Annotated in this window: 27 protein-coding genes and 1 pseudogene; 6 read left to right on the plus strand and 22 right to left on the minus strand. The window is 71.2% G+C overall.

Features of this window, described 5'->3' with window-relative positions:
* Positions 1-165: 165 nt before the first annotated feature.
* On the minus strand, positions 166-1056 hold the full coding sequence (locus FHS38_RS29905; protein WP_229822817.1) for a phosphotransferase enzyme family protein: 891 nt from the start codon (positions 1054-1056) through the stop codon (positions 166-168).
* 174 nt (positions 1057-1230) lie between these two features.
* On the opposite strand from FHS38_RS29905, the gene mgt reads away from it, so the two are divergent.
* The 4 genes from mgt (at position 1231) to FHS38_RS29925 (ending at position 5450) form a co-directional block, all read left to right on the plus strand.
* On the plus strand, positions 1231-2427 hold the full coding sequence (mgt, locus tag FHS38_RS29910) for a macrolide-inactivating glycosyltransferase (RefSeq protein ID WP_184738860.1): 1197 nt from the start codon (positions 1231-1233) through the stop codon (positions 2425-2427).
* Between the two features lie 285 nt (positions 2428-2712).
* Positions 2713-3945, plus strand: coding sequence for a S8 family peptidase (locus tag FHS38_RS29915; RefSeq protein WP_184738862.1), 1233 nt, complete (start codon positions 2713-2715; stop codon positions 3943-3945).
* 127 nt (positions 3946-4072) lie between these two features.
* Positions 4073-4729 (plus strand): mycothiol-dependent nitroreductase Rv2466c family protein, encoded by a 657-nt coding sequence (locus tag FHS38_RS29920; protein ID WP_184738864.1) that lies wholly within the window; start codon positions 4073-4075, stop codon positions 4727-4729.
* 61 nt (positions 4730-4790) lie between these two features.
* Positions 4791-5450, plus strand: coding sequence for a LysE family translocator (locus tag FHS38_RS29925; protein ID WP_184738866.1), 660 nt, complete (start codon positions 4791-4793; stop codon positions 5448-5450).
* A gap of 150 nt (positions 5451-5600) precedes the next feature.
* Here the strand turns inward: FHS38_RS29925 and FHS38_RS29930 are convergent, their stop codons facing one another.
* The 21 genes and pseudogenes from FHS38_RS29930 to FHS38_RS30020 form a co-directional block, all read right to left on the minus strand.
* Complete coding sequence (locus FHS38_RS29930) at positions 5601-5810, minus strand: DUF397 domain-containing protein (RefSeq protein WP_184738868.1); 210 nt, start codon at positions 5808-5810, stop codon at positions 5601-5603.
* Positions 5810-5968, minus strand: a pseudogene (locus tag FHS38_RS36590) (XRE family transcriptional regulator); the annotation flags it as partial. The pseudogene FHS38_RS36590 and the gene FHS38_RS29930, both read right to left, overlap by 1 nt.
* 835 nt (positions 5969-6803) lie before the next feature.
* The gene (locus tag FHS38_RS29935) at positions 6804-7142 is read right to left on the minus strand and encodes a MerR family transcriptional regulator (RefSeq protein WP_184738870.1); all 339 of its coding nucleotides are present in this window, start codon (positions 7140-7142) and stop codon (positions 6804-6806) included.
* Positions 7143-8020: 878 nt separating this feature from the next.
* A complete protein-coding gene (locus FHS38_RS29940; protein WP_184738872.1) occupies positions 8021-8479 on the minus strand; it encodes a hypothetical protein in 459 nt (152 codons plus the stop codon).
* A 157-nt stretch (positions 8480-8636) separates the two neighbouring features.
* Complete coding sequence (locus tag FHS38_RS29945; RefSeq protein ID WP_221495517.1) at positions 8637-9260, minus strand: hypothetical protein; 624 nt, start codon at positions 9258-9260, stop codon at positions 8637-8639.
* Between the two features lie 173 nt (positions 9261-9433).
* Complete coding sequence (locus FHS38_RS29950; RefSeq protein ID WP_184738874.1) at positions 9434-10507, minus strand: M14 family metallopeptidase; 1074 nt, start codon at positions 10505-10507, stop codon at positions 9434-9436.
* 10 nt (positions 10508-10517) lie between these two features.
* A complete protein-coding gene (locus FHS38_RS29955) occupies positions 10518-10832 on the minus strand; it encodes a hypothetical protein (RefSeq protein ID WP_184738876.1) in 315 nt (104 codons plus the stop codon).
* Between the two features lie 144 nt (positions 10833-10976).
* Complete coding sequence (locus FHS38_RS29960; protein ID WP_184738878.1) at positions 10977-11801, minus strand: sirohydrochlorin chelatase; 825 nt, start codon at positions 11799-11801, stop codon at positions 10977-10979.
* 2 nt (positions 11802-11803) lie between these two features.
* Positions 11804-12697 (minus strand): ABC transporter permease, encoded by an 894-nt coding sequence (locus tag FHS38_RS29965; protein WP_184738880.1) that lies wholly within the window; start codon positions 12695-12697, stop codon positions 11804-11806.
* Positions 12684-13487 (minus strand): ABC transporter ATP-binding protein, encoded by an 804-nt coding sequence (locus FHS38_RS29970; RefSeq protein ID WP_184738882.1) that lies wholly within the window; start codon positions 13485-13487, stop codon positions 12684-12686. The genes FHS38_RS29965 and FHS38_RS29970 overlap by 14 nt, the downstream gene beginning before the upstream one ends.
* An 84-nt stretch (positions 13488-13571) precedes the next feature.
* Entirely contained in the window at positions 13572-14675 is a 1104-nt protein-coding gene (locus FHS38_RS29975) for an aliphatic sulfonate ABC transporter substrate-binding protein (protein WP_184738884.1), read from the minus strand.
* Positions 14676-14774: 99 nt separating this feature from the next.
* On the minus strand, positions 14775-14900 hold the full coding sequence (locus FHS38_RS29980) for a hypothetical protein (RefSeq protein ID WP_184738886.1): 126 nt from the start codon (positions 14898-14900) through the stop codon (positions 14775-14777).
* Positions 14888-16225: a sulfate adenylyltransferase subunit 1 gene (locus tag FHS38_RS29985; protein ID WP_184738888.1), complete on the minus strand. Its 1338-nt coding sequence runs from the start codon at positions 16223-16225 to the stop codon at positions 14888-14890. The genes FHS38_RS29980 and FHS38_RS29985 overlap by 13 nt, the downstream gene beginning before the upstream one ends.
* Positions 16226-16227: 2 nt before the next feature.
* Positions 16228-17142, minus strand: coding sequence for a sulfate adenylyltransferase subunit CysD (gene cysD, locus FHS38_RS29990; RefSeq protein WP_184738890.1), 915 nt, complete (start codon positions 17140-17142; stop codon positions 16228-16230).
* Positions 17139-17678, minus strand: a complete 540-nt coding sequence (gene cysC / locus FHS38_RS29995) for an adenylyl-sulfate kinase (protein ID WP_229822816.1) — start codon at positions 17676-17678, stop codon at positions 17139-17141. The genes cysD and cysC overlap by 4 nt, the downstream gene beginning before the upstream one ends.
* Positions 17679-17827: 149 nt before the next feature.
* Complete coding sequence (locus FHS38_RS30000; RefSeq protein WP_184738894.1) at positions 17828-18538, minus strand: phosphoadenylyl-sulfate reductase; 711 nt, start codon at positions 18536-18538, stop codon at positions 17828-17830.
* Positions 18535-18720 carry a hypothetical protein gene (locus FHS38_RS30005; RefSeq protein WP_184738896.1) on the minus strand — a complete coding sequence of 62 codons (186 nt, stop codon included), beginning with the start codon at positions 18718-18720 and terminating at the stop codon, positions 18535-18537. The genes FHS38_RS30000 and FHS38_RS30005 overlap by 4 nt, the downstream gene beginning before the upstream one ends.
* A complete protein-coding gene (locus FHS38_RS30010) occupies positions 18717-20414 on the minus strand; it encodes a nitrite/sulfite reductase (RefSeq protein WP_184738897.1) in 1698 nt (565 codons plus the stop codon). The genes FHS38_RS30005 and FHS38_RS30010 overlap by 4 nt, the downstream gene beginning before the upstream one ends.
* Before the next feature lie 241 nt (positions 20415-20655).
* On the minus strand, positions 20656-20739 hold the full coding sequence (locus FHS38_RS36430) for a putative leader peptide (protein WP_362250088.1): 84 nt from the start codon (positions 20737-20739) through the stop codon (positions 20656-20658).
* Positions 20740-20972: 233 nt separating this feature from the next.
* Positions 20973-21548, minus strand: coding sequence for a GNAT family N-acetyltransferase (locus FHS38_RS30015; RefSeq protein WP_184738898.1), 576 nt, complete (start codon positions 21546-21548; stop codon positions 20973-20975).
* 58 nt (positions 21549-21606) lie between these two features.
* The gene (locus tag FHS38_RS30020) at positions 21607-22902 is read right to left on the minus strand and encodes a GAF domain-containing protein (protein ID WP_184738900.1); all 1296 of its coding nucleotides are present in this window, start codon (positions 22900-22902) and stop codon (positions 21607-21609) included.
* A gap of 259 nt (positions 22903-23161) precedes the next feature.
* On the opposite strand from FHS38_RS30020, the gene FHS38_RS30025 reads away from it, so the two are divergent.
* Together FHS38_RS30025 and rsgA are read left to right on the plus strand one after the other, a co-directional pair.
* Positions 23162-24352 carry a YihY/virulence factor BrkB family protein gene (locus tag FHS38_RS30025; RefSeq protein ID WP_184738901.1) on the plus strand — a complete coding sequence of 397 codons (1191 nt, stop codon included), beginning with the start codon at positions 23162-23164 and terminating at the stop codon, positions 24350-24352.
* 174 nt (positions 24353-24526) lie between these two features.
* Positions 24527-25627, plus strand: coding sequence for a ribosome small subunit-dependent GTPase A (rsgA, locus tag FHS38_RS30030; RefSeq protein WP_184738903.1), 1101 nt, complete (start codon positions 24527-24529; stop codon positions 25625-25627).
* Positions 25628-25643 lie beyond the last annotated feature (16 nt).

Below are 25643 nucleotides of genomic sequence, written 5' to 3' on the forward strand. Positions count from 1 at the left end.
GCCGGGGCATCGGAGGGTACGACCTGCGGTCGGCGGCCGACCGGGCGTTCGCCTTCGACTACGGCGGTTCGGGCAGGCAGGACCATCTGACCCTGTACCGCCCCGGCACGGGCACCGTCTGGATCCTGCAGAACCCGGGCTAGCGGTCCCCGGCCGGGGACCCGGTCAGAAGGGGTACCACCGCACTGCCGGGTCGCCGTCCCGCAAGGACGCGACCCGGCGGCCGAACTCGGCGCGCGCCGCCGGGTTCCCGGGCGCGTGCTGGGCCACCCACGCGCAGCTCGCCGTCTCCCGCGCCCCACGCAGCACCGCGCAGCCCGCCCACTCCCGTACGTCCCAGCCGTAGGTCCGGACGAAGGTGTCGTAGGCGTCGGGGTCCAGCCCGTACCGGTCCCGGCTGAGCGCCATCACCACCAGGTCGTGCTCCCGCAGATCCCCGGCGAACGTCTCCAGGTCCACCAGCACCGGTCCGTCCGGTCCGATGTGGACGTTGCGCGGCGAGGCGTCGCCGTGGATCGGCCCCGGGGGCAGCTGTGGTGTCAGCGCGGCGGCCGCCGCCGCGAAACCGTCCCGCCGCTCCCGCAGATACGCGGCGTCGGCCGGGTCGATCGCGTCCCCGGCCAGCCGCAGCCACCGCTCGACCCCGCCGAGCAGTTCGCGCCGCGGCAGCGCGAAGTCCGGTTCCGGCAGTGCGTGGATCAGCCGCAGCAGTTCGGCGAGGTCGGCGGGGCCGGCGGGGCGGGGCGGCGCGGGGAGCCGGTGCCAGAGCGTCACCGGGTGCCCGTCGGCCGGCAGCACCTCGGGTGCGGCCGCCCGCACCGCCGGGATGCCGCACTCCGCGAGCCAGGCGGCGACGCGCAGTTCGTGACGGGCCCGGTCCACCAGCGAGGCGTCGCGCCCCACCTTGGCGACGAGGTCCCCGGAGGCGAAGACCGCGTTCTCCCCGAGCGCGAGGAGCTCCGCGTCGGCCGCCGGAACGACCGCCGAGAGGAGCTCGCGCGCCCGTTGTTCCGTGAAGGGCACGTTCGCCGGATCCGTCGAGGCCACTTGATCCACCACTCGTACCCTCCGTACCTGCCGTGTCGGCGCCACCTGGCCGATCACCGAGATTGTCCCCTCCGGCCGGGAGCCCGGTGGCACCGGGTGGGCAGCCGCGCGGGCACCGGGCGGGCAGGAAGGCTGACGTTAAATCATTTGCACGAGACGTATCGTCTCGTCTAATCTCCGGGCATGACCACTCCCCGCCCCGCCCATATCGCCATGTTCAGCATCGCGGCCCACGGGCACGTGAACCCCAGCCTGGACGTCATCCGCGAACTCGTCGCCCGTGGCCACCGCGTCACCTACGCCATCCCCGAGTCCTTCGCGGAGCGCGTCGCCGCCACCGGTGCCGAGCCGAAGATGTACACCTCGACCCTCCCGGCCGACGGCGACCCCGACGCCTGGGGCACCGAGGTGATGGACCACATGGAGCCGTTCCTCGCCGATGCCGTCCAGGCGTTGCCGCAGCTCATCGCGGCGTACGAGGGCGACGAGCCGGATCTGGTCCTGTACGACATCACCGCCTACCCCGCGCGGGTCCTCGGGCACCGCTGGCAGGTGCCGGTCGTCCAGCTCTCGCCGAACCTCGTCGCCTGGGAGGGCTACGAGCACGAGGTCGCGGCGGCCGTCATGGACCCGGTCAAGCGCACCCCGCGCGGCATCGCCTTCTACGAGGGGTTCGCCGCCTGGATCGCCGAGAACGGCATGGACATCGACCCCGACACCTTCATGGGCCGCCCGGACCGCTGTCTCGCCGTCATCCCGCGCGCCATGCAGCCCCACGCCGACCGGGTCGACGAGTCCGTCTACACCTTCACCGGCCCCTGCCAGGGCGACCGGGCCGACCAGGGCGACTGGGAGCGCCCCGCCGACGCGGAAAAGGTTCTGCTCATCTCGCTCGGCTCCACCTTCACCAAGCAGCCCGGCTTCTACCGCGCGTGCATCGAGGCCTTCGGTGACCTGCCGGGCTGGCACGTACTGCTCCAGATCGGCAAGCAGGTCGACGTCCGCGAACTGGGCACGATCCCGGCCAACTTCGAGGTGCGCTCGTGGATTCCGCAGCTGGCGGTGCTCCAGAAGGCCGACGCCTTCATCACGCACGCCGGCATGGGCGGCTCGCAGGAGGGCCTGGCCTGCGGGGTGCCGATGGTCGCCGTGCCGCAGGCGGTCGACCAGTTCGGTAACGCGGCGCTGATCGAGGAGTTGGGCGTCGGCAAGCACGTACCGATGGAGCGGGCCGACGCGGCGACGCTGCGCGCGGCGGTCCTGGAGCTCGTGAACGACCCTGCGGTGGCGGCCCGTTCGGCGGAACTCCGGGCGGAGTTGGCGGCGGAAGGCGGGACGTCCTATGCGGCCGATCTCATCGAGGCGGAACTGCGCAAGTGAGCGGCGCGCTGCTCTGAAGTCCCCTCGTTCGGGCGTTAGTTGGAATGTGTCCCGAAGGTAAAACCTGACAGTGATTGTCAATCGACTGTCCAATTTGGCTCCGTTCAGCGGGGTTTGAAATTACGCAAGAGCGTTGCGTATGTCACACCTTCGTGTGGATCTTGAATTGAGCACGGTAAATCCGACAGGGTTTCGAGTCACCCGGAGCAATCCCTTCCGTGCTCCGGGTGACGTTTGATGAACGCTCAATTTCCCCCCCACATCCTCACGAGGAGGAACCCTCGTATGGCAACCCATAAGCGCGTCGGCAAGCGGCGTCTCGTACTGGCGATATCCGCCATGACCGCCGTCACCGCCGGAGCCACCCTGCTGGCTCTGCCCGCCGGTGCCGCTCCCGCCGAAGGAACCGTCTACGGCGCGAATGCCAAGGGCGCGATCGACGGCAGCTACATCGTCATGCTGAAGGACGGAAAGAGTGCCGAATCCGTCGGCGCCAAGGCCGTCACGGCAGAAGGCAAGGACCTCGCCAAGCGGTACGGCGGCAAGCTGAACCGCACGTACGACTCGGCGCTGCGCGGCTTCTCCGCCAGCGGCCTGGACGAGGCGGAGGCGAAGCGGCTCGCCGCCGACCCGTCCGTCGCCAAGGTCGTGCAGAACCACCGCTTCACCGCCACCGGCACCCAGGAGGCCCCACCCTCCTGGGGTCTGGACCGCATCGACCAGGCCGACACCAAGGGTGACGGCAAGTACGCCTACCCCGACGGGGCGGGTGAGGGCGTCACCGCGTACGTCATCGACACCGGCGTGCGCATCAGCCACAAGGACTTCGGCGGGCGCGCCTCGTCCGGCTTCGACGCCATCGACAACGACGACAACGCGGACGACGGCAACGGCCACGGCACGCACGTCGCGGGCACCATCGCCGGTAGCGCGCACGGTGTCGCCAAGAAGGCCAAGATCGTGGCCGTCCGGGTGCTCGACGCGAACGGCTCCGGCAGCACCGAGCAGGTCGTCGCGGGCATCGACTGGGTCGTCAAGAACCACAAGGGCCCGTCCGTCGCCAACATGAGCCTCGGCGGCGGCGCCGACGAGGCCCTCGACGCGGCCGTCAAGCGGGCCGTCGCCGCCGGCGTCACGTTCGCCGTCGCCGCGGGCAACGAGTCCACCGACGCGGGCCAGGGCTCCCCGTCCCGCGTCCCGGAGGCGATCACCGTCGCCTCCACCACCAAGGACGACCAGCAGTCCGACTTCTCCAACTACGGGAGCGTGGTCGACCTCTACGCCCCCGGCTCGGACATCACGTCCGCGTGGAACGACAGCGACTCGGGTACCAAGACCATCTCCGGTACGTCCATGGCCACCCCGCACGTCGCGGGCGCGGCCGCGGTCTACCTCGGCGGTCACAAGGACGCGACGCCGGAGCAGGTCGCCGGTGCGCTGACCAAGGGCGCCACCCCGGACAAGGTCTCCAACCCGAGTGCGGGCACGCCCAACAAGCTGCTCAAGGTCGTGGAGTAGTCACCGCACGGGCCGACACCGTGACGGACATCGTCATCGGCTGTCGGTGAGTTGAATTCCCGGTCGGCCGTCGCGCCCCTCCCCCACGGGGGCGCGACGGTCGACCACTCGGCGTTAGGCTCCGGCCATGACTTCCGCGACTTCCGCCGCAACCGCCGCCCCTTCCCTCCCGGATGGCGGGACTGTCAAGGTCGACTTCTACTTCGACCCCCTCTGCCCCTTCGCCTGGATCACCTCGCGCTGGATCCTGGAGGTCGAGCGACTGCGTGACATCGAGCTCCGCTTCCGCGTCATGAGCCTGTCCGTACTCAACGAAGGCCGCGAAGACCTCCCCGAGCGCTATCGCGAACTGCTCGACACGGGCTGGGGCCCGGTCCGCGTCTGCACGGCCGCCGCTCAGCAGCACGGCGAGTCCGTGCTCCGCGACCTCTACACCGCCCTCGGCACCCGCATCCACCATCAGGGCAACGCCATCGACGGTGACCTGATCAAGGAGGCGCTGGCCGAGGCGGGCCTACCCGTCGACCTGGCCGGGGCCGCCCACACCAGCGATCACGACGACGCGCTGCGCAAGAGCCACCACGAGGGCATGGACCCCGTCGGCGAGGAGGTCGGCACCCCGACCCTGCACATCGACGGCGTCGCCTTCTTCGGCCCGGTCCTCACCTCGATACCCCGGGGCGAGACAGCCGCCCGCATCTTCGACGGCGCCCGCGCGCTGGCCTCGTACCCCGACTTCTTCGAACTGAAGCGCACCCGCACCGGTGACCTCGACTTCAGCTGATCGCGGCACCGCCCCGCGTAAGCCCGCCCTCCGCCCACCCCTCGTACGACAGGAGCCCCGCGTGACCACCGCGATCCTCGGCTTCGCCCTCTTCTCCCTGCTCGTGACCATGGCCCCCGGCCCGGACACCCTGCTCGTCCTGCGCAACTGCCTGCGCGGTGGCCGGCGCACCGGAAGCGCCACCGCCGTCGGTGCGGCGGTCGGCTCCCTCGCGTGGGGCGTGGCCGCGGCGTTCGGCCTGGCCGCGGCCCTGCAGAAGTGGGACGCCGCGTTCACGGTGGTACGGCTCGCGGGAGCCGCGTACCTGATCGCCCTCGGCGCGCAGGCCCTGTGGCAACAACGCCCGCGGCGCCTGCGCCGGGCCGCGCGGGACACCACGGCGACCACGGATGAAGCCGACCAGCCGTCGGGGCCCGCCCCCGGTACGGTCGAGGCGTTCCGTCAGGGCCTGTTGAGCTGTCTGCTGAACCCGAAGGTCGGTGTCTTCTTCGTCGCCGTCGTCCCGCAGTTCCTCCCGCACGGAAGCTCGGCGTTCGGCGTGACCCTGCTCTTCGGCGCCATCGACGCGGCGATCGCGGGACTGTGGATGCTGCTCGTCGCCGTCTGCGCCGCCCGCCTGATCACCTGGCTGCGCCGCCCGCGCGTCCACCGCAACCTGGAACGCACCACCGGCGGTGTGCTGGTCGCCCTCGGAATCGGGGCGGCGGCGGAGTCGGCGTGACGGGTGCCGTACGGGAGCGCGGCCGACGGAGGCGCTCCCGCACGGCTGTGCGGTCAAGCCGCCGTTTCGGCCACGCGGCGGGTCGGCGGCCCCTCATCTCTGGGCTGAGAGGGCCGCCGGCCTGTGCGCTGGATCGGGCAACTGGAGGTCTCAGCGGACCATGTCGACGAAGGCGCTCCAAGCGGCGGCCGGCACGACGAAGGCGGGGCCGTTGGCCTGCTTCGAGTCGCGGATGCCGACCTGGTTGGTCAGCACCGCAATCGAGACGCAACCGCCCCCGTTGTTGTCGCCGCTGTACGAGGACTTGAACCAGGACGTCTCGTCGGCCACATCCAGGGCCAGGTAGGCGTTTGTGGTCATCAGATCTCTCTTGCTGGTCGGTGCAGGCAATCGGCCGTCTCGGCCGGGGCAAGAGCGCCGTCCCGCATGGCATCGAACTTCCGGGCATACCTCCAGACCTCGCGCGGCTTGTCGGACACCGTCATGACCGACGAGCCTTCCTCCATGACGACGGGGTCGAGCCGCGCGTCGAAACTATCTGGCCACCCTTGTCAGTGAGCTGCTCCGCTACGCGGAACAAGCCCCGCGACCCGGGGCGGTGTCCTGATGTCCGGCATGCCGCGCGTCCCGGAGATGGGGCCGCGCCCCGACCATGGCCGCGAGCTTGAGCGCTCGTACGTCCCGAAGCCTGGCGACGAGGTGCACGACAGGGTTGCGGACCGCAATGGGCGGGTCATCGTCGGGCCTGGCGTGTACGGCGTTCACCAGGTCTACCTGCGGCCGACTGACGACGACGACATGAACGCGGCGCGCACGGCAGCCGAGTGGGACCGGGTGCACATGGCAGGCGAAGGGGTCGGCCGGATGATCAGCGCCGAGGAACTGATCAAGTTCCGCAGGTTCGTGGGGCCGGGTCCGGGCCAGGTGGTGATCGACGCCGGCTGTGGAAAAGGCGCGTTTAGCCACCAACTGTGGCGGTACCTCCGCGCGCAGCGCATGCGGGGCTGGCGGAAGAGGAGATCGCCGTCCTCGATCGTGGGTGGGATTCGGCGGTGCGCTACGGCCTGGGCCGGGCCGCTGTCGTTGTACTCCGTAAGTCGGACCTCGCCCATAAGCCGGGCCGCTGCGGTGACGCCCTCGCATGGGCTCCGATCAAGTGACCAGCGCTGTGAAGGGCGCGCCGACGCCAGCCGATTGGGCGTGTATCGGATGACTGCGACACGCGCGGAGGCGTGTCAGTCGGTAGGCGGGAGCTCGTGGACCATTCGCAGGCCGTACGCGACGTCGCCGGGTGTGTGGGGGCAGTGGGTACCAGCCGCGAAGTGTCCAGGGGAGTTGCAGGTCTCAGCCGTCTCAGGACGTGGCCGTGAGGTTCGCTGATTCGGCGGCGCGGCGGTATTCGGCGTTGATGCGCTGGGCTTCCTCGAGCTGGTCTTCGAGGATGATGATGCGGCAGGCGGCCTCGATGGGGGTGCCCTGGTCGACGAGTTCGCGGGCGCGGGCGGCGATGCGCAGCTGGTAGCGGGAGTAGCGGCGGTGGCCGCCCGCGGAGCGGAGCGGGGTGATGAGGCGGGCTTCGCCGATGGCGCGGAGGAAACCCTGGGTGGTGCCGAGCATCTCGGCTGCCCGGCCCATGGTGTAGGCGGGGTAGTCGTCGTCGTCGAGACGGCCGTACGAGTCATCTGCTGTCATTTGCACCTCTCTGTGGAACGCGTGGAGGGGCCCTGGTGCCGTATGGCACCAGGGCCCCGAAGGAACTACAACACCATCTGCCGACCTTACTGCGTCGGCCTTCTGTGTCCGCGGACCCGACCGGAATGCTGTCGGGGGTGCGGGGATCGCGGTTGCCTGACCGGAGACCACCTCACTATCGATGTCCTGCGGTACCCGGACTCAAGTCTTCCGTCCGGGCGATCCTGATGGCGCCTGGCTCCTCCGTTCTTCCCTCTGGGATTACTCACTTACCTACTGCTGGTACTGCTCTCCTGCGTACTGCTGGTGATGCGTACTGCTCTGCGGCCTGTGACAACGCCGCTCTTCGGCAGCCAGCCCCGTCGCCCGTCCTGCGTCAGCTTTGGCTTGGAACCCCACTGCCGAACCTCCCGGTGCGCGCGCCCGCAGCCGACGCCTTCACCGAGGTGCTGCTCACTGACTTCACTGCTGTGCACTGCGAACTGCACTTACGGGTACTGCTACTGCGTGAACTGCGGTACTGCTCACGGCGGCCCCTGATCACTGCGGGCCCCCCGGTCCGGTCGTCAGCCCCGTCGCCGTCCTGCAAACAACGCTGGCTTCGAGACTCCACCACCGAACCGTCCTGCGCACTGCAACTTCGGGTACTGCTGCCTGGCAGTTCATCTCTGCCGGGCCTTGCTCGATCTCGGCTACGAGAGAAACCATAACCACACCACTGCCCAATGTCTACTCCAGCCAGCATAGATTTTCGCGAGTCCGACAGTGAGGAAATCGCCCCCGGGTAGCAGTGGGGCAGACGGGCCCGGCTGTCGACACCGTGGGCCTGGTCGTTCGAAGCTCGCACCAACGCCCCGCACGGCCGTACTGTCACGCCGTCACAGGTTGTAGCGCTCGATCTTCAGGGCCCAGTTCTGCAGTCCGGCGGTGCCGATGTTGTCGCTGGGGCTCACGCGCACCTGAGCGGTGACGTCCTTCTGGTTGAACTGCGGCTCGAAGCTGATGATCCGCAGCGCGGTGTGCGAGGACCACTCCGCCGAGGAAGCCGCCGACGAGAAACGGTGGTTGTCACTGACCGGGTTCGGGCTCTCGCCGCCGAACAGCACGTCGAGCAAGAGGACGCTGTTGTGGTCCGAGGAGCTCACCAGCGTCTCCGCGCTGAAGGTCACCACGAAGACCGCCCCGTAGGAGGGCGACATCGATCCGCCGACCGTGAGCCCGACCTTCGCCCCCGGCACGTCCTGCCAGCCTGGGCTCTTGGTCTCCCAACCGTCCGAGTCCCACGCCCAGTACGTGCGGTCCGTCGAGCGCTGAACCCAATCCGATGCAGCGGTCACACTGTTCCCCTTTCCGATGTGCGGTAACGGGTCGTGTACTGCCATCAAACGGGTGTGCTGGTGCGGGTTGCGCGCGGGCGAGAGCGAGGGGGAGCGGGGCTGGTGCCTTGAGGGAAGGGGTGGCTGGATCCATCAGGCTGCAGTCGGCGGCCTTCCTCTATCGCTGACTGTTGCGGAAACCGATGATCACCGCGCCCCACCAGCACACCTGGGACATCAGGGCAGTGCCGGCGCCCCAGGCCAGGAAGCGGCGCGGCGGCTGCTCGGTGGGCCGACGGTCGGCCATGCGCCGGTTCAGCAGGCCGGCCTGCAGTCCGTTGAGGGACAGCAGCAGCACCATCACCAGCTTGACCCGCGTGGGCGTCGAGGAGGTGTCCGGGTGCAGCAGCATGCCGCTGCCGACCAGGCCCGTCAGGCCGGCCCAGATCGGCGTGTGCAACCGGGCCGCACCGTCGAGGGCGTCCGTCAGCGCCATCCGGCCGGTCAGCCACAACAGGCCGTAGTAATCGGCGACGAGCACGGCCCCGAAGCCCAGCACCAGTGTTGCCAGGTGCGCGAAGAGCGCTGCGGTGTACAGCGAGGCATCCGCCCGCAGATGCCCCGAGACCCAGATCGCGACACCCCACGCAGCACAGACGGCCAGCGCGGCCCCCGCGACCGTCCACCACGAGTCGTACAGCCCCACCGGCCGGGCGCACCGGGCACTCCTCGCCCAGCCCGGCGCCCGCCGCGAGTGGGGGAGGAGGGGCACCGACGGGTCGGGGGGCAGGGCGGTGGACACGCTTCTCCGATCGGGTAAGGCGAGGCTTGCCTCACCATGGGTGAGTGGTCACTATGACCGGCGGAGCCGTTGATCACCACTCGCGAGGACTGTTGTGACCACCTCGTTGTCGAGCCGAGACCGACGGGGAGGTGTCGGCTGCCCGTTTCGGCCTCGGTCCGGAGGAAGCAGCCCTAGGCGCGAGCCGTCAGGCAGAACTGCGCCAGGCCGGCGTCGACATCGAGGACGATCTTCTCCATCTCTGTCCACGGCGGTGAGAAGGCCATTCCCCACTCGACCGTGAAGGCGAGGATCTTCTCCTCCTCCTGACCCGAGAGGATGTGGCGCGCGTAGGCGTAGTCGTCGCTGGTTCCGCAGGTCGGGTACAGGTCGAAGGCCGACTCGGGGGTGTACTCCTTGCCGCGTACGCCCTTGAGGGCCTCGCAGAACCGCTCGGCGAGCACGGCGGAGTCGTCGGCGTCGTCCTCCTCGATGAACTCGGCGTAGAGCAGGCCGTCCTTCAGTCCGCGCTTGCCGTCGAAGAGGGGGTTGTGGAAGTTCTTGGCCGGGTCGACGGACTGGTTCTGGTCGTCGCCCCACACGTAGAGCATCTTCTGGGTGTAGCTGTGGACGTCGACGAACCAACGGGTGCGGATGAAGTGGTCGATCAGCCAGCGCACATTGCGGGTCTCCGGCTCGGAGAAGGGCTCGGGGCCCTGGTAGACCTGGTCGGCGTCGGCCGGGTTGTCCGAGACCCGGACCGGGGCGAGGGGGTGGAAGGCGGTCCGGTAGTCGAAGAGGTGGTCGTAGTTGCGGTTGAGGTCGACGCCGATCGCGGCCGGATCGCCGCTGGACTGGGCCGGATTGCGGTTCCGCCGCCACATGGCATCGACGGTCTGGCTGTAGTGCCGGCCGTCCGGGTTGACGAGCGGGAAGACGATGACGTCGAGCTCCTCCAGGATCGTGCGTACCTGGGCGGAGGTGAAGCTCGTACCGCCGTAGGCAAGGCCCGTACCGCCGGTGTGTGCGTGCAACAGGTCGGCGGCGAGGTTGACCAGGATCTCGCAGCTGCCCCACTCGCGGGCGTGTGCGCCGCCGATCAGGACGACGGCGGGCTTCGGCTCCAGGCGGTGCGTGCCGATCCGCAGGGCGTGGCAGGTCCGGCCCTCGAAGGTCGGCTCGGGCAGCTCGATGAGGTCCGCCGTCGGGAACGCGGCGGCCAGGCTGGTCACGCCGGATTCGACTTCGGTGATGTTCAGGTACGGCATGGCGCCCCTCCTAGCTGTCCCGCACCTTGAGGGCGAGTCCCTGCGGAACCGCGTCCTCGGGGGCGAACCGGTCTCCTTCGCCTACCTCGGTCTGGCGGGCACGTCCGGTGGCGGTGGCGTCCTCGACGGTCTCGACATACACGCCGTCGCGAGCCAGGGCTTCGCCCTGCTCGGGGGAGACGTAGGCGTCCATGGTGAGACTGCCGTCCTCGTTCTGGCGGACCCGGCCGCCGACGTCGGGACGGGAGTCGCGCAGCAGGGCGCGCAGGGTGTCGGCATCCTTGGCCGTGACGCGGACACGCAGGATGGTGTACTCGCTGGACATGACGGGCCCCTCTCGGGCGCCGTCGGGCTCGGATCGGCCCTGCCGACCCGGCCGGGGGACGGCGCGCTCGCGACGAGTGGACGAGTGGGCGTGTGCTCGCGGGCGGGTACTACGTAGTGCCCAGGCATACGTCCGATGTGTGCCTTATGTCCTCAGCGTGCGCTTCCACCGTGGAACGAGCAAGCGGTGCCTCGGGCACTCCCTCCAGGCCGGCAGCCCGACCGTCGGAGTGAGGGTCGCCGCCCGCGCCGCCTCCTCGTACCGTCGCAGCAGGAGTGAGACGACCTCCGGCGCCGGGCCCAGGACGTCCGCCAGGATGTCCGCGCCCGCCTCCCGGGCGCCGGCGGCGATGCGGTCCGGCAGGCGGCCCGGGGCGAGGACGTACGGGGCGACCGCGATGTGGCGGACGCCCTCCGCGCGCAGGGAACGGACGGCGTCCTCCGTGCGCGGCAGGGAAGCGGAGGCGAACGCGGGTCGCACGGCGCACCAACCGGTGTGCCGCCACTCCCGCGCGATGTCAGCGATCACCGCGCTCGCCTCCGGGTCGGTGGAGCCCGCCGAGGCCAGGACGACCCCGGTCCGGTGCCGGTCGCCGGGCCGCAGCCCGGCTTCGTACAGCCGCCGCTCCAAGGCGGCCGTCAGCAAGGGGGAAGGGCCGAGGACGGCGGCCCGGCGCAGCCGCAGCCACGGCAGCCGGGACGCCGCCTCGCGCAGGACGGCCGGGATGTCGGCCTTGGCGTGGAAGGCACGGGTCAGCAGCAGGGGGAGGGCGACGACGTCCCGTACGCCCTCCGCCGACAGGCGTTCCAGCACCCGGGGCACGCTCGGCGCGCAGAAGTCCAGGAAGCCCACCTCGACGCGGAGATCCGGGCGCAGCGCTGCCAGTTGGTCCCGGAGCGTCGTCACCGTCGCCGCGTGGCGGGGGTCACGGCTGCCGTGGGCGACGATCAGCAGAACCATGCGCCTCACTCCTAGCGCGTCGCCAGGCCGCGGGTGCGCAGCACGCGGCGCTCCAACGGGCTGAAGACGATCAGGTCGATGGCGATGCCGACGAAGAGGATGAGGAAGATGCCGAGCAGCACCCCGGGCATGTCGGAGTCGGTCCGGGAGTTCTCCAGGAACTGGCCGAGCCCCAGGCCCAGATCGGGCGAGGAGGCGATGAGTTCGGCGGCCATCAGCGAGCGCCAGGAGAAGGCCCAGCCCTGCTTGAGCCCGGCGAGGTAGCCGGGCAGGGCGGCCGGCAGCAGGATGTGCCAGGCGCCGCGCGCGCCGGTGGCGCCGATGGTGCGCCCGGCCCGCAGGTACAGCGGCGGCACCTGGTCGATGCCGGAGACCAGGCCGTTGGCGATGGACGGCACCGCGCCCAGCAGGATCACCGCGTACATCGCGGAGTCCGTGATGCCGAGCCAGATGACGGCGGCCGGCACCCAGGCGACGGACGGCAGCGACTGGAGCCCGGAGAGGATCGGGCCGAGGGCGGCCCGTACGAACCGTACCCGGGCGACCAGCAGTCCCAGCGGGGTGCCGAGGGCCAGGGCGGCGGCGAAGCCCAGCAGACCGCGCGAGACGCTGGTCCAGACGATGTCGAGCAGGGTGCCCTGCACCCACAGCTCGGTGAGGCTGTGCCAGACGGCGGAGGGGTCGGGCAGCTTGTAGTCGTCGGTGACCTCCGCCAGGACCAGGATCTTCCAGACGGCGAGCACGAGGACGACGGCGCTCACGGGCGGCAGGACCTTGTGCAGCAGGACCTGGGTGAAGGGCGTCCGCTTGACCTGGACCGCGTCCAGCGCGTCGAGCCCGGCCTCCAGGCCCGCGAGGTCGTGGCCGTCGGGCTTCGCCTTCGCGGTGGTGTCAGTGCTGGCCATGGCGGCGGATCTCCCCACGCAGTTCTTCGGTTATCTCGACGGACAGATCCGCGACGGCCGCGTCCTCGATCCGCCGCGGCTGCGGGATGTCGACCTCCCACTCCCGGGCCACCCGGCCCGGGCGCGAGGACAGCAGCACCACGCGCTGGGCGAGCCGGACCGCTTCGCGGACGTTGTGCGTCACGAACAGCACCGACAGCGACGTCTCGGACCAGATCCGGGTCAGTTCGTGGTGCAGCACGTCCCGGGTGATGGCGTCGAGCGCGGCGAACGGCTCGTCCATCAGCAGCAGTTGGCTGTCCTGCGCCAGCGCCCGGGCGAGGGCGACGCGCTGCCGCATCCCGCCGGACAGCTCGTGCACCCGCTTGCGGTACGAGCCGCCGAGCCGCACCAGGTCCAGCAGCCGCTCCGCCTCCGGCCGCCGCTCGGCCCTCGGCACCCCGCGCAGCCGCAGGGCGAGCTCGATGTTCCGGCCCGCGGTCAGCCAGGGGAAGAGCGCGTGCTCCTGGAACATCAGCGCCGGCCTGCCGCCGGGCACCTCGATCGTGCCGGCCGTCGGCCGGTCCAGCCCGGCGACCAGGTTGAGCAGCGTGGACTTGCCGCAGCCCGAGGCGCCGAGCAGACAGACGAACTCGCCGGGCCGGACGTCGAGGGTGATGTCGTCCAGGACGGGCTGGGCCGCGCCGGGGCGGCCGAAGCTCTTGTGGACGTGGTGGAGCCGGACGGCTGCCGGGGCGTCCTGCGGGACGACGGCCGTGCCGGTCTTCTCGGTGGACAGTGCCGGGGCCATCCGGTCACCTCCTGGGTCTGGGCGCCGACGGGTCGGCGGTCGCTGCTTGACGGGATGCTCGACGGCAGACGCTTCGGCCGCGGGCTATCGCTTGCCGAGGTTCGCGGCGTCGACCGCCGGCTTGCCCTGGGCCTTGAGGACCTTGTTCAGCGGGGCCAGGTCGTAGATCCCGGACAGGTCCGGCTTCTCCAACAGGCCGGCCTTGACGGCGTGGTCCGCCTCGGCCTGCAGGGTCGAGGCCAGCGGGTCGTCGGTGACCGCGATGCTCCGCCACGCCGGGTCGAGCACCTCGGCGGGCAGCTCCTTGCCGGTGAGGCCCTTGAGGGCCGCGTTGGCGGAGGTCTTCGCCTTGTCCGGGTTCGCCGTGATCCAGGCGTTGGTCTTCACCGAGCCGCGCAGCACGGCCTCGACCACGTCCGGGTGCTCGTCGAGGAACTTCTGCGACACGATCACATTGGTGATCACGAACTTCTTGTCCGGCCACAGCGTGCTCTCGTCCAGCAGCACCTTGCCGCCCTCGGCGACCAGCTTCGAAGCGGTCGGCTCCGGCACCCAGGCACCGTCGACGGAACCGGCCTTGAAGGCGTCGGGGGTCACCTTGTTGTCCGTGCGGACGACGGACACGTCCCCCTTGCCGCTCTGCGGATCGACCTTCCAGCCCTTCTCGGCGATCCAGTTGAGGAACGCCACGTCCTGGGTGTTGCCCTTCTGCGGCGTGGCGATCTTCTTGCCCTTGACGTCGTCGAGCGAGGAGATCCGGTCCGGGTTCACGACGAGCTTCACACCGCCGGAGGCCGAGCCGGAGATGATGCGCAGGCTCTTGCCCTTGGACTTCACATAGCCGTTGATGGCGGGCGACGGGCCGATCCAGCCGATGTCGATCGAGCCCGCGTTGAGGGCCTCGATCTCGGACGGGCCGGCGTTGAAGGTCGTGGAGCGGAGCTTGGTGCCGCCCAGTTCCTTCTGGAGGATCCCTTCGTGGTCGCCGACCAGCGGGGTGGCGTGGGTGATGTTGGGGAAGTAGCCGATCTTCACCGTGTCGACCGAGAGCTTCGCGCCCTCGGCGGCGACGTCGTTCTTGTCGTCCTTCTTCTCCGAGCCGTAGCCGCAGGCGCCCAGGGCGCCGATCAGCAGGGGGAGGGCGACGGCGGCCGCGAGGACGCGGCGGGCGGGGCGGGCGGCAGACACGAGGGGGGTTCCTCTCGGTGGTCCGGGCGTACGGCTAGGGCACGCCCGGCGTCGACTGGGGTCTTCGGGGGTGGGGGAGGCACAGCGGCGGTACGGGCGTCAGCGCACACATCGCCCGACCCCGCCCTGTCCGCTGCCGAGGGCGCCGCTGCCGATCCGGCCGCCCTCCTTGTCGAAGGTCGAGAAGAAGTCCCTGCCCGTCGAGGTCATGATCAGAAGTCCCATCCCTCGTCGTCGGCCACCGGCTCCGCGGGACCGCCCGCCGCCTTCGCGGCGAACGCCTCGCCCGCCATTCCCGCCGTCAGCGTCGTACCGTCGGCGGGGTCGACGAGCAGGAAGGAACCCGTGCGGCGGGAGTCGGCGTAGGCGTCGAGCGCCAGCGGCTCGGCGGTGCGCAGCACGACCCGGCCGATGTCGTTGGCGGCCAGCTCGCCGGGCGCCGGGTGCTGGGAGAGGTCGCCCAGCGTCAGCCGCGAGGGGATGTCCTTGACGATCGCCTTGACCGTGCGGGTGGTGTGCTTGAGCAGCACCCGGTCCCCGACGCGCAGCGGCCGGTCGGCGACGTGGCAGACGGTCGCCTCGACGTCCCGCGTGGGGGCGGGCGCCCCGGCGGCGGGGGCGATGAGGTCACCGCGGGAGACGTCCAGATCGTCGGTGAGGCGCAGGGTCACGGACTGCGGCGCCCACGCCACGTCGACCTGCGAGCCCAGCGCGTCGATGCCGGCGATGGTGCTGCGCCGCCCGGAGGGCAGCACGGTGACGTCCTCGCCGACGCGCAGCACCCCGGAGGCGAGCTGCCCCGCGTAGCCGCGGTAGTCGCGGTGTTCGGGGGTCTGCGGGCGGATGACGTACTGGACGGGGAAGCGGGCCGGGTCGCCGGTGGGGTCGGCGACGACGGGGACGCTCTCCAGGTGCTCCAGGACGGTCGGGCCGCCGTACCAGTCCATGTGCGCCGACGGCGTGACCACGTTGTCGCCGGCCAGCGCGGAGATCGGGACCGCGGTGACGTCCGGCACGCCGAGCGAGGCGGCGTACGCGGTGAACTCCTCGGCGATGGCCGCGAAGACGGGCTCCGCGTAGTCGACGAGGTCCATCTTGTTGACCGCCAGCACGACGTGCGGGACGCGCAGCAGGGCGGCGACCGCGGCGTGCCGGCGGGTCTGTTCGACGACGCCGTTGCGGGCGTCGACCAGCACCACCGCGAGCTCGGCGGTGGAGGCGCCGGTGACCATGTTGCGGGTGTACTGCACGTGCCCGGGGGTGTCGGCGAGGACGAACCGGCGGCGGGGGGTGGCGAAATAGCGGTACGCGACGTCGATGGTGATGCCCTGCTCGCGCTCCGCGCGCAGCCCGTCGGTCAGCAGCGCCAGGTCGGGCGCCTGCTGCCCGCGGCCCAGCGAGGCCCGCTCGACGGCCTCCAGTTGGTCGGCCAGCACCGACTTGGAGTCGTGCAGCAGCCGCCCCACCAGCGTGGACTTGCCGTCGTCCACCGAGCCGGCGGTGGCGAAACGCAGCAGCGAGGTCGCCGCCGGGTCGATCGATGTGCTCATGGCTAGAAGTACCCCTCGCGCTTGCGGTCCTCCATCGCGGCCTCCGACAGCTTGTCGTCGGCCCTCGTCGCGCCCCGCTCGGTGAGCCGGGACGCCGCGATCTCGGCGATGACGTCGGTGATCGTCACCGCCGAGGAGTCGACGGCACCGGTGCAGGACATGTCACCGACCGTGCGGTAACGCACCAGCCGTCTGACGACCCGCTCACCGTCCTTGGGGCCGCCCCAGTCGCCCGCCGCCAGCCACATGCCGTCCCGGGCGAACACCTCGCGCTCGTGGGCGTAGTAAATGGCCGGGAGCTCGATCTTCTCCCGGGCGATGTACTGCCACACGTCCAGCTCGGTCCAGTTCGACAGCGGGAAGACCCGCACGTGCTCACCGGGGGAGTGGCGGCCGTTGTACAGCTGCCACAGCTCCGGGCGCTGCCGGCGCGGGTCCCAGCCGCCGAACTCGTCGCGCAGCGAGAACACGCGCTCCTTCGCGCGCGCCTTCTCCTCGTCGCGCCGGCCGCCGCCGAAGACCGCGTCGAAGCGGTGCGTGCCGATCGCGTCCAGCAGGGGCACCGTCTGGAGGGGGTTGCGGGTGCCGTCGGGGCGCTCGCGCAGCCGCCCGTCGTCGATGAAGTCCTGCACGGACGCCACGTGCAGCCGCAGGCCGTGCTCGGCGACCGTGCGGTCGCGGTAGGCGAGGACCTCGGGGAAGTTGTGGCCGGTGTCCACGTGCAGCAGCGAGAACGGCACCGCCGCCGGGGCGAACGCCTTCAGCGCCAGATGCAGCATGACGATCGAGTCCTTGCCGCCGGAGAAGAGGATCACCGGCCGCTCGAACTCCCCCGCCACCTCGCGGAAGATGTGCACCGCCTCCGACTCCAGGGCGTCCAGGTGCGTCAGGGCGTAGGGGTTCTCGTCCACGCTCACAGCATTCCCCTCTCCGTCAGCAGCGCGTGCAGTTCCGCCACCGACTCCTCGACGCCCGACCGGTGCGCCTCGATCCGCAGGTCCGGCTCCAAGGGCGCCTCGTACGGGTCGTCCACCCCCGTCAGTCCGGAGATCTCCCCCGCCGCCTGCTTGGCGTACAGGCCCTTCACGTCCCGCACGGAGCACACCTCCACCGGCGTCGCCACGTGCACCTCCACATAGCCGGTGCCGTGCTCCTGGTGGCGCTTGCGGACGGCCTCGCGGGAATCCGCGTAGGGCGCGATGACGGGCACGAGGACGGTCACGCCGTGCGCGGCCAGCAACCGGGCGACGAAACCGATGCGCTGCACGTTGGTGTCGCGGTCCGCACGGGAGAAGCCGAGCCCGGCGGAGAGGAATTCGCGGATCTCGTCCCCGTCCAGCACCTCCACCCGGTGCCCCTCGTCACGCAACCGCCCCGCCAGCGCGTAGGCGATGGTCGTCTTGCCCGCGCTGGGCAGCCCGGTGAGCCACACGGTGGCGCCCCTCTTATGCAGCGCGCTCGCCTCCGGGCGCTCAGGCCCGGTGTCGACGTTCGTCGGCTTCGGTCGCTCGTTCCTCGCTCCCTGTGCCTCCTCTCTTTCGACACCGGCGCGCCCTTTGGCTCGCGCGCTGGGACCCGTCATCCGTATCTCCTGAGAATGTGTCATCCGTGAAGCCCGCATTCCGTTTTTCCGCGCCCGGACCACCTGCCGGCCCTGGCATCCTCACCGTCCTCGACTTGGCGTGTGCACGGCGCGCAGCCGATGGAGGCGTAGCCCTCCGTCAGCAGCGGGTTGGTGAGCACACCGTGCTCCTCGACGTATCGGTCCACGTCCGCCTGCGTCCAGCGGGCGATCGGTGAGACCTTCACCTTCCGCCGTCGCGCGTCCCAGCCGACGACGGGCGTCCGCGCGCGGGTCGGCGACTCGTCGCGGCGCAGCCCGGTCGCCCAGGCGTCGTACGCGACGAGGCCTTCCTCCAGCGGCCGGACCTTACGCAGCGCGCAGCACAGGTCCGGGTCGCGGTCGTGCAGCCGCGGTCCGTGCTCGGCGTCCTGCTCGGCCACGGAACGGCGCGGGGTGAGGGTGATGACGTTGACGTCCATGACCGCGGCGACCGCGTCGCGGGTGCCGATGGTCTCCGGGAAGTGGTAGCCGGTGTCCAGGAAGACGACGTCCACGCCGGGCAGGGCGCGGGACGCGAGGTGGGCGACGACCGCGTCCTCCATGGAGGAGGTGACGCAGAACCGCGGCCCGAACGTCTCGGCCGCCCAGCGCAGGATGTCGAGCGCCGGGGCGTCCTCCAGCTCCCGCCCGGCCCGCTCGGCCAGTGCTTCCAAAGAGGCGTGACGGTCAGTCAAGTCGACGTCGTTCATGGCGATTCGATGCCCCCTTCGTGGGTGTCGTGCCGCAGGCCCTTGGCCAGCAACCCGAGGAACGAGAGCCGGAACGCGCGGTTGCAGGCACCGCATTCCCAGCTGCCGTGCCCCTCCTCGGAGGGGCGCAGGTCCTCGTCCCCGCAGTACGGGCAGTAGAAGGGGGCCGCCCGCCCGCTCATGACAGATCCTCCTGCGCGGCACGGGCCGCCCAGGTCGCGAACCGCTCACCGTCCTCGCGCTGCTCCGAGAACCGGGTGAGGACGCGCTCGACGTAGTCCGGGAGCTCGGCCGAAGTGACCTTCAGGCCGCGGACCTTGCGGCCGAAGCCGGCCTCGAGGCCCAGCGCGCCGCCCAGGTGCACCTGGAAGCCCTCGACCTGGTTGCCGTCGTCGTCGACGACGAGCTGGCCCTTGAGACCGATGTCCGCGACCTGGATGCGGGCGCAGGCGTTCGGGCAGCCGTTGATGTTGATGGTGACCGGCTGGTCGAAGTCCGGCAGCCGGCGCTCCAGTTCGTCGATCAGGCTCTGGCCCCGGCCCTTGGTCTCGACGATGGCGAGCTTGCAGAACTCGATGCCCGTGCAGGCCATCGTGCCGCGCCGGAAGGGCGACGGGCTGACCCGCAGATCCAGTGCCTCCAACCCGGCGACCAGGGACTCCACCTGCTCCTCGGGAACGTCGAGCACGATCATCTTCTGCTCGGCGGTGGTGCGCAGCCGACCCGAGCCGTGGGCCTCCGCCAGCGCGGCGACCTTCACCAGAAGGGTGCCGTCGACCCGGCCCACGCGCGGCGCGAAGCCGACGTAGAACGCGCCGTCCTTCTGACGGTGGACGCCGACGTGGTCGCGCCACTGTTCGACGGGCGCGGCGGGCGCGGGGCCGTCGAGGAGCGGGCGCCGCAGATACTCCTCCTCCAGGACCCGGCGGAACTTCTCCGCGCCCCAGTCGGCGACGAGGAACTTCAGCCGGGCGCGGTTGCGCAGCCGCCGGTAGCCGTAGTCGCGGAAGATGCCGATCACGCCGCCGTACACGTCGGGGACCTCGTCCAGCGGCACCCAGGCGCCGAGCCGGACCCCGATCTTCGGGTTGGTGGACAGACCGCCGCCGACCCACAGATCGAAGCCGGGGCCGTGTTCGGGGTGGTCGACGCCGACGAACGCGATGTCGTTGATCTCGTGCGCCACGTCCAGCAACGGCGAACCGGAGACGGCGGACTTGAACTTGCGCGGCAGATTGGAGAAGTCCTTGTTGCCGATGAACCGGCGGTGGATCTCGTCGATGGCGGGCGTGCCGTCGACGATCTCGTCCTCGGCGATGCCGGCGACGGGCGAGCCGAGGATCACGCGGGGCGTGTCACCGCAGGCCTCGGTCGTCGACAGGCCCACGGCCTCCAGCCGCCGCCATATCTCGGGGACGTCCTCGATCCGGATCCAGTGGTACTGCACGTTCTGCCGGTCGGTGAGGTCCGCGGTGCCCCGGGCGAACTCCTGGGAGATCTCGCCGATGACGCGCAGCTGCCCGGTGGTCAGCCGGCCGCCGTCGATGCGGACCCGCAGCATGAAGTAGCGGTCGTCAAGCTCCTCCGGCCCCAGGATCGCGGTCTTGCCGCCGTCGATCCCGGGCTTGCGCTGGGTGTACAGGCCCCACCAACGCATGCGGCCGCGCAGGTCGTTGGGGTCGATCGAGTCGAAACCGGCCTTGGAGTAGATCGTCTCAATACGTGTCCGCACATTGAGACCGTCGTCGTCCTTCTTGAACTGCTCGTTGCCGTTGAGCGGTGTGTGATGGCCGACGGCCCACTGGCCCTCGCCGCGGTGGCGGCCGGCCTTGCGGCGGGTCGTGGCATCGGCGGCGCTTTCCGAGGTGGCAGCCATGGCGATATGTCCTTCTGGGGGCGGCTCTGAGGAGGGCTGTTCATGCCGAGACACCCCCTATGACCTGCGCATACGCCGATCGACCCGGGCATGCGCGAAACAGCGGTCACGGGTGGTGCGACATGCGCGGCGAGCGCGGGCACGGCGGTGCGGGGTGGGGCGGCTCGGGGTGGCTCGTCCGCGACGATGGGGACGGCGAGGGGGCGGGAGGGCGCCGGGAACAACGGTGGTGCTGAGACTCTCAGCCCGCCGGACAGATGGCGCTGGACATGCGGCCCAGGTCGACGTGACGTCGACTCACCAAGGCAACTCCAGCTCGAGACATGACGGAAGCGTGGCACGGCGGTCTCCGGCCAGTAAAGCGTTGTCCGCGATGCGGACTGTATCGTCTCGGATGCCGGGATGGTTGTCTGTGCCGCCCGCAGCGGCGGGCGCCCTGCGGGCGCGTCCTCAATCGCCGGGCAGGCTGCAATCAGCCTGCCCGGCGATTGAGGACACCGCCGCGCAGCGGAGGTGCACCTGCCGCGGCCCGCAGTCGAAGAACCGGCCGGTCAGGCCTTACGCGCCGGGCCACGGGCCGGGCAGCGGGGCCGCCGGCTCGTCCTCGGTCTTGGTGTCGAAGACCCGGAAGCCACGCCGCTCGTAGTTGGCGAGGGCGTGCGGGCCGTCCTTGTCGCAGGTGTGCAGCCACACCCGCTTCGTCGGCGTCAGCTCCGGCCACCGCTCGGCCAGGTCCCACGCCCGCGCGGCGCCGAACGTCAGCAGCCGCCCGCCGAGGCGACGCCCCTGGAAGGCCGGGAGCAACCCGAAGTAGGCGATCTCGACGGTGCCCTCGCCCTGGGGGTCCAGCTCCATGTAACCCGCGGGCGTCCCCCGGTCGTACGCCACCCAGGTCTCCACACCCGGCCGCTCCAGATAGGCCAGCCACCGCTCGTACGGCCACGGCAGCCGGTCGGTCCAGCTGATGCTCCCGCCCACCGCCGTGTAGAGGAAACGGCTCAGCTCGGGCGAGGGCACCTCGGCCCGCTCGATCCGCAGGCCGTCCGGCACATCCGGCTCGGAAACCGGCGCGAGGTCGTCCGGAGACGTCAGTTCCATGGACCAGGTCGTCACAGAAATCACGCTGTTGCTCATGTCAACCAGCCAACCACGCGTTCGGGCGGACCTCGCCGGGGGCCCCGGGCGGGGGCGGTCAGCGCGCCGGCAGGCCGTGGCGGGCGGCCAGCACGACCGGGGCCCGGGATGCCGGCAGCAGGTCCTCCGCGTGCAGCGGCGCCAGCAGCCGGACGTCGATGCCGTCCGCGAAGCGGTACGGGCGGTGGCTGAGCACCCCCGCCAGCGTGCGCCGCATCCGGGACATCTCCGCCCGTACCGTCACCGTGCGGGTGGCGTCGCCGAAGAGATCCGACGCCAGCTCCGCGGCCGTGCGCCCGGCGGGGTGGCGGGCCAGTACGTACAGCAGCTCGGCGTGCCGCGGGCTCAGCTCCTGCGACCACTGCCCCGACTCGCCGGAGACCGTCACCGTCCAGCTCCGGGGCCGGCGCAGGTCCAGCACCACCCGGCCCGGCGTGCCGTCCCGGCCCGCCCCCGCGTCGGGCTCCTCGACGCGCACCAGCCAGCCGTCCGGCAGGGGTTCGAGCCGGCACAGCCCGAGGGTCGGCAGCCACACCCGTCCCGGCGCCACCGACTTGGGCAGCACCACCCGGCCCACCGGGCCCATGCCGGTCACCGCCGCCGTCCAGCCGTCCCGGTCGACCGCCAGCGCCCGGCCGCCGATCCGGGCCAGCATGGGCGTGGCGACCGAGCGCAGCCGGTCGACGGACTCCCAGTGCCGGGCGCGCAGCTCCGCCTCGGCCACCTTGGCCACCGCCGTGACGAGGGCCAGCGAGGCCGGATTGAACGCGCCCGCGGGCCCGCTGACGTTCAACACGCCCACCAGCCGCCCGTCCCGAGGGTCGTGCAGCGGGGCCGCCGCGCAGGTCCAGGCGTGATGGGTCCGGACGAAGTGCTCGGCGGAGTGCACCTGCACCGGGCGGCGCTCCACCAGCGCGGTGCCGAGGCCGTTCGTGCCGACCAGGTCCTCCGTCCAGGAGGCCCCCACGTCGAAACCCAGCCGGGTGGCGTTCCTGATCACCCCGTGGCTGCCCTCCCGCCACAGCACCCGGCCGTCGGCGTCCGCGACGGCCATCAGATGCTGCACGGTGTCGGCCACCTCGCCCAGCCCCTCGCGCAGCTGCGGCAGCAGCCCGCCCAGCCCGGAGGTGTGCCGCCGGTGCTCCACCTCCTCGGCCGACAGGGCCGGTGCGGCCCGGCCCACGTCCGGGTCGATGCCGTGGCGCCGCGCGCGATGCCAGGACTGCCCGATCACCTGACGCGGAAGCACGGCTCCGGCCTGCCGGGAGGGCTCCGTACCGGCGAGCGACGGATCAGCGAGCCACGCCTCCCGGACGGCGGGCAGCAGGCCCGCCTCGAATGGTCTGCGGTTCACGCTGCAATGGTGCCGCCGCGAGGCCCGTCGCGTCGGGGCATCGGCAAGATTGCAACGCACTGCAACCGTTGCGGGTGGCACCTGTGCGGGCGCAAGGTGACAGGGAGCGGTCGGAGGGTGGTGCCGAGTCGGCGCAGCATCACCCTCCGCCTCGACTCCCGCCGCCGTCGCGGCCGTCGCCCGCCCCACCCCTGCCCTCCCGCGCCACCCATTCGGCCACCGTGCAGGCCAAGGGCCATTCGGCGGATACGGTAAGGGCGTGCAGGCAGCAAATGAACCACCGGGGCGGTCGGTCGGCCGACTCCACAGGGCTCGCGTCCTGTACCGAAATGTCTCCAAACGCAGGATGGCGTGGCTTCTCCTGAAGGACACGGTCAACTCCTGCGTGGAGTACCGCGTCACCGGGCTCGCCGCCGAGGCGGCCTTCTTCACGCTGCTCTCGCTGCCGCCCCTGCTCCTCGGTCTCCTCGGCCTGCTCGGCTACCTGGACGCCTGGACCGGCACCAAGACCATCGAGAGCATCCAGAACAACATCCTCAACGCCTCCGCGACCGTCCTGTCGGACAAGGGCGTGAACGAGATCGCGCGGCCGCTCCTGCAGGACGTCACCAAACGCGGCCGCCCGGACATCATCTCGGTCGGCTTCGCCATCGCCCTGTGGTCCGGCTCGCGAGCCGTGAACGTCTTCGTGGACACCATCACGATCATGTACGGGCTGGAGGGCAAGCGCGGCATCGTCAAGACCCGGCTGCTCGCCTTCCTCCTCTATATCGTCGCCCTCCTCATCGGGGCGGTGGTCCTCCCGCTGATGGTCGTCGGGCCGGACGCCGTGCTGGACATCGTGCCGTGGAGCGCGGACCTCGTACGGGCGCTGTACTGGCCCGTCGTCACGCTGCTCTCCGTCGTCTTCCTGACGACGCTGTACCACGTGTCCGTACCGGTCCGTTCGCCCTGGCAGGAGGACATCCCCGGGGCGCTCGTCGCCCTCGCCATGTGGGTGCTGGGCAGCTTCCTGCTGCGCATCTACCTCACCCACACCGTCGAGGGCCCCACCATCTACGGCTCGCTCGCCGCGCCCGTCGCCGTGCTGCTGTGGATCGGCGTCTCGGCCTTCGCGGTCCTCGTGGGCGCCGCCGTGAACGCCGCCATAGACCGGGTGTGGCCGTCCGTCGCCACCGCCGCGGCGCGTGCCGAGGTGGACCGGGTGCGCGAGGCCGCGGCGGCGCGGGCGGCGGCCGAACGTGCCGCCCGGGCGTACGCCCCCGACGACGTCGACGAGGAGGACGGGGTGATGGGCCAGGACCGGGAGCCGCCGTCGGAGTTCCCCGAGCGTTGGGCGCAGTTCCTGCCCCCCGAGGACGTCCGCGCCCGGCTGCAGCACCTCAAGCCCGAACACCAGCCGAAGCACGCGAAGCACGGACGACACGCGAAGCCGGACGGACGCGGTTAGAAAAATCGTTGGCGTGGCGGTCAGGCGTGCGCCTACTCTCGCCACAGACCGCGCGCACCACGCGGCGAGACACAGGAAACCAGGAGGTGAGGACCGTGATGACTGTCATTGCGACGGGCGTTGCCCGCACTCAGAAGTCGGTTCACCCCACCTCTTTCCTGAAGGATCACTTCCTTGTTCGAGCTCGCTCCGTCACACCCTCTCACCGGCTACGGCTGGGACGACGGGTTCGCTGACAGCTTCACCCCGTACGCCGCCGAGGGCCTCACGCCCGGGCGGATCATCCGGGTCGACCGCGGCCGCTGTGACCTCGTCGTCCCCGACGGCGACGGTGTGCGGACCGTCCACGCCGACACCGCCCTCGTCACCACGGGCGACCCCCTGCGCATCATGTGCACCGGCGACTGGGCGGCCGTCGACCTCGCCCAGGGGTTCGTCCGCGCCCTGCTGCCGCGCCGCACGGCCTTCGTGCGCTCCACCTCCTCCCAGCGGTCCGAGGGCCAGATCCTCGCGGCCAACGTCGACCACGCCGTCATCGCGGTCTCCCTCGCCGTCGAGCTGGACCTCGGGCGGATCGAGCGGTTCCTCGCCCTGGCCTGGGAGAGCGGCGCCGCGCCCGTCGTCGTCCTCACCAAGGCGGACCTGGTCACGGAGACGGCCGGGCCGGACGTGCTCGCCCATCTCCTCGCCGACACGGAGGCGTCGGCGCCGGGCGTGCCGGTCCTGGCGGTCAGCGCGACCACCGGCGAGGGCGTCGACATCCTCGCCGCCACGCTGGCCGGGACGACGTCCGTGCTCCTCGGCCAGTCCGGCGCCGGCAAGTCCACCCTCGCCAACGCGCTCCTCGGCGAGGACGTCCAGACCGTCCAGGCCGCCCGCGACCGGGACGGCAAGGGCCGTCACACCACGACGACCCGCAATCTGCTGGCGCTGCCCGGCGGCGGCGTCCTGATCGACACCCCGGGCCTGCGGGGCGTCGGCCTCTGGGACGCCGAGGGCGGCGTCGCGCAGACCTTCTCCGAGATCGAGTCCCTGGCGGCCCGCTGCCGCTTCCACGACTGCGGCCACGAGTCGGAGCCGGGCTGCGCGGTCCTTCAAGCCCTCACCACGGGAGAGCTGCGCCAGCGCCGACTGGACAGCTACCGCAAGCTCCTGCGCGAGAACCAGCGCATCGCGGCCCGCACGGACGCCCGCCTGCGCGCGGAGATCCGCCGCGACTGGAAGAAGAAGCAGACGCTGGGCCGCGAAATGGCGGACCGCAAGCGGGGGCGCTAGCCGCTGGGCGAGGCCG

Origin of the sequence: Streptomyces netropsis (genome assembly GCF_014203545.1) — a bacterium.
Classification (GTDB): Bacteria; Actinomycetota; Actinomycetes; order Streptomycetales; family Streptomycetaceae; genus Streptomyces; species Streptomyces netropsis.

Coding starts and splice junctions, on each gene's coding strand:
- mgt (WP_184738860.1), top strand. CDS start 1,231: ATGACCACTCCCCGCCCCGCCCATATCGCCATGTTCAGCATCGCGGCC.
- FHS38_RS29915 (WP_184738862.1), top strand. CDS start 2,713: ATGGCAACCCATAAGCGCGTCGGCAAGCGGCGTCTCGTACTGGCGATA.
- FHS38_RS29920 (WP_184738864.1), top strand. CDS start 4,073: ATGACTTCCGCGACTTCCGCCGCAACCGCCGCCCCTTCCCTCCCGGAT.
- FHS38_RS29930 (WP_184738868.1), bottom strand. CDS start 5,810: ATGACCACAAACGCCTACCTGGCCCTGGATGTGGCCGACGAGACGTCC.
- FHS38_RS29935 (WP_184738870.1), bottom strand. CDS start 7,142: ATGACAGCAGATGACTCGTACGGCCGTCTCGACGACGACGACTACCCC.
- FHS38_RS29950 (WP_184738874.1), bottom strand. CDS start 10,507: ATGCCGTACCTGAACATCACCGAAGTCGAATCCGGCGTGACCAGCCTG.
- FHS38_RS29955 (WP_184738876.1), bottom strand. CDS start 10,832: ATGTCCAGCGAGTACACCATCCTGCGTGTCCGCGTCACGGCCAAGGAT.
- FHS38_RS29965 (WP_184738880.1), bottom strand. CDS start 12,697: ATGGCCAGCACTGACACCACCGCGAAGGCGAAGCCCGACGGCCACGAC.
- FHS38_RS29970 (WP_184738882.1), bottom strand. CDS start 13,487: ATGGCCCCGGCACTGTCCACCGAGAAGACCGGCACGGCCGTCGTCCCG.
- FHS38_RS29980 (WP_184738886.1), bottom strand. CDS start 14,900: ATGGGACTTCTGATCATGACCTCGACGGGCAGGGACTTCTTCTCGACC.
- FHS38_RS29985 (WP_184738888.1), bottom strand. CDS start 16,225: ATGAGCACATCGATCGACCCGGCGGCGACCTCGCTGCTGCGTTTCGCC.
- FHS38_RS30000 (WP_184738894.1), bottom strand. CDS start 18,538: ATGAACGACGTCGACTTGACTGACCGTCACGCCTCTTTGGAAGCACTG.
- FHS38_RS30005 (WP_184738896.1), bottom strand. CDS start 18,720: ATGAGCGGGCGGGCGGCCCCCTTCTACTGCCCGTACTGCGGGGACGAG.
- FHS38_RS30010 (WP_184738897.1), bottom strand. CDS start 20,414: ATGGCTGCCACCTCGGAAAGCGCCGCCGATGCCACGACCCGCCGCAAG.
- FHS38_RS36430 (WP_362250088.1), bottom strand. CDS start 20,739: ATGTCTCGAGCTGGAGTTGCCTTGGTGAGTCGACGTCACGTCGACCTG.
- FHS38_RS30015 (WP_184738898.1), bottom strand. CDS start 21,548: ATGAGCAACAGCGTGATTTCTGTGACGACCTGGTCCATGGAACTGACG.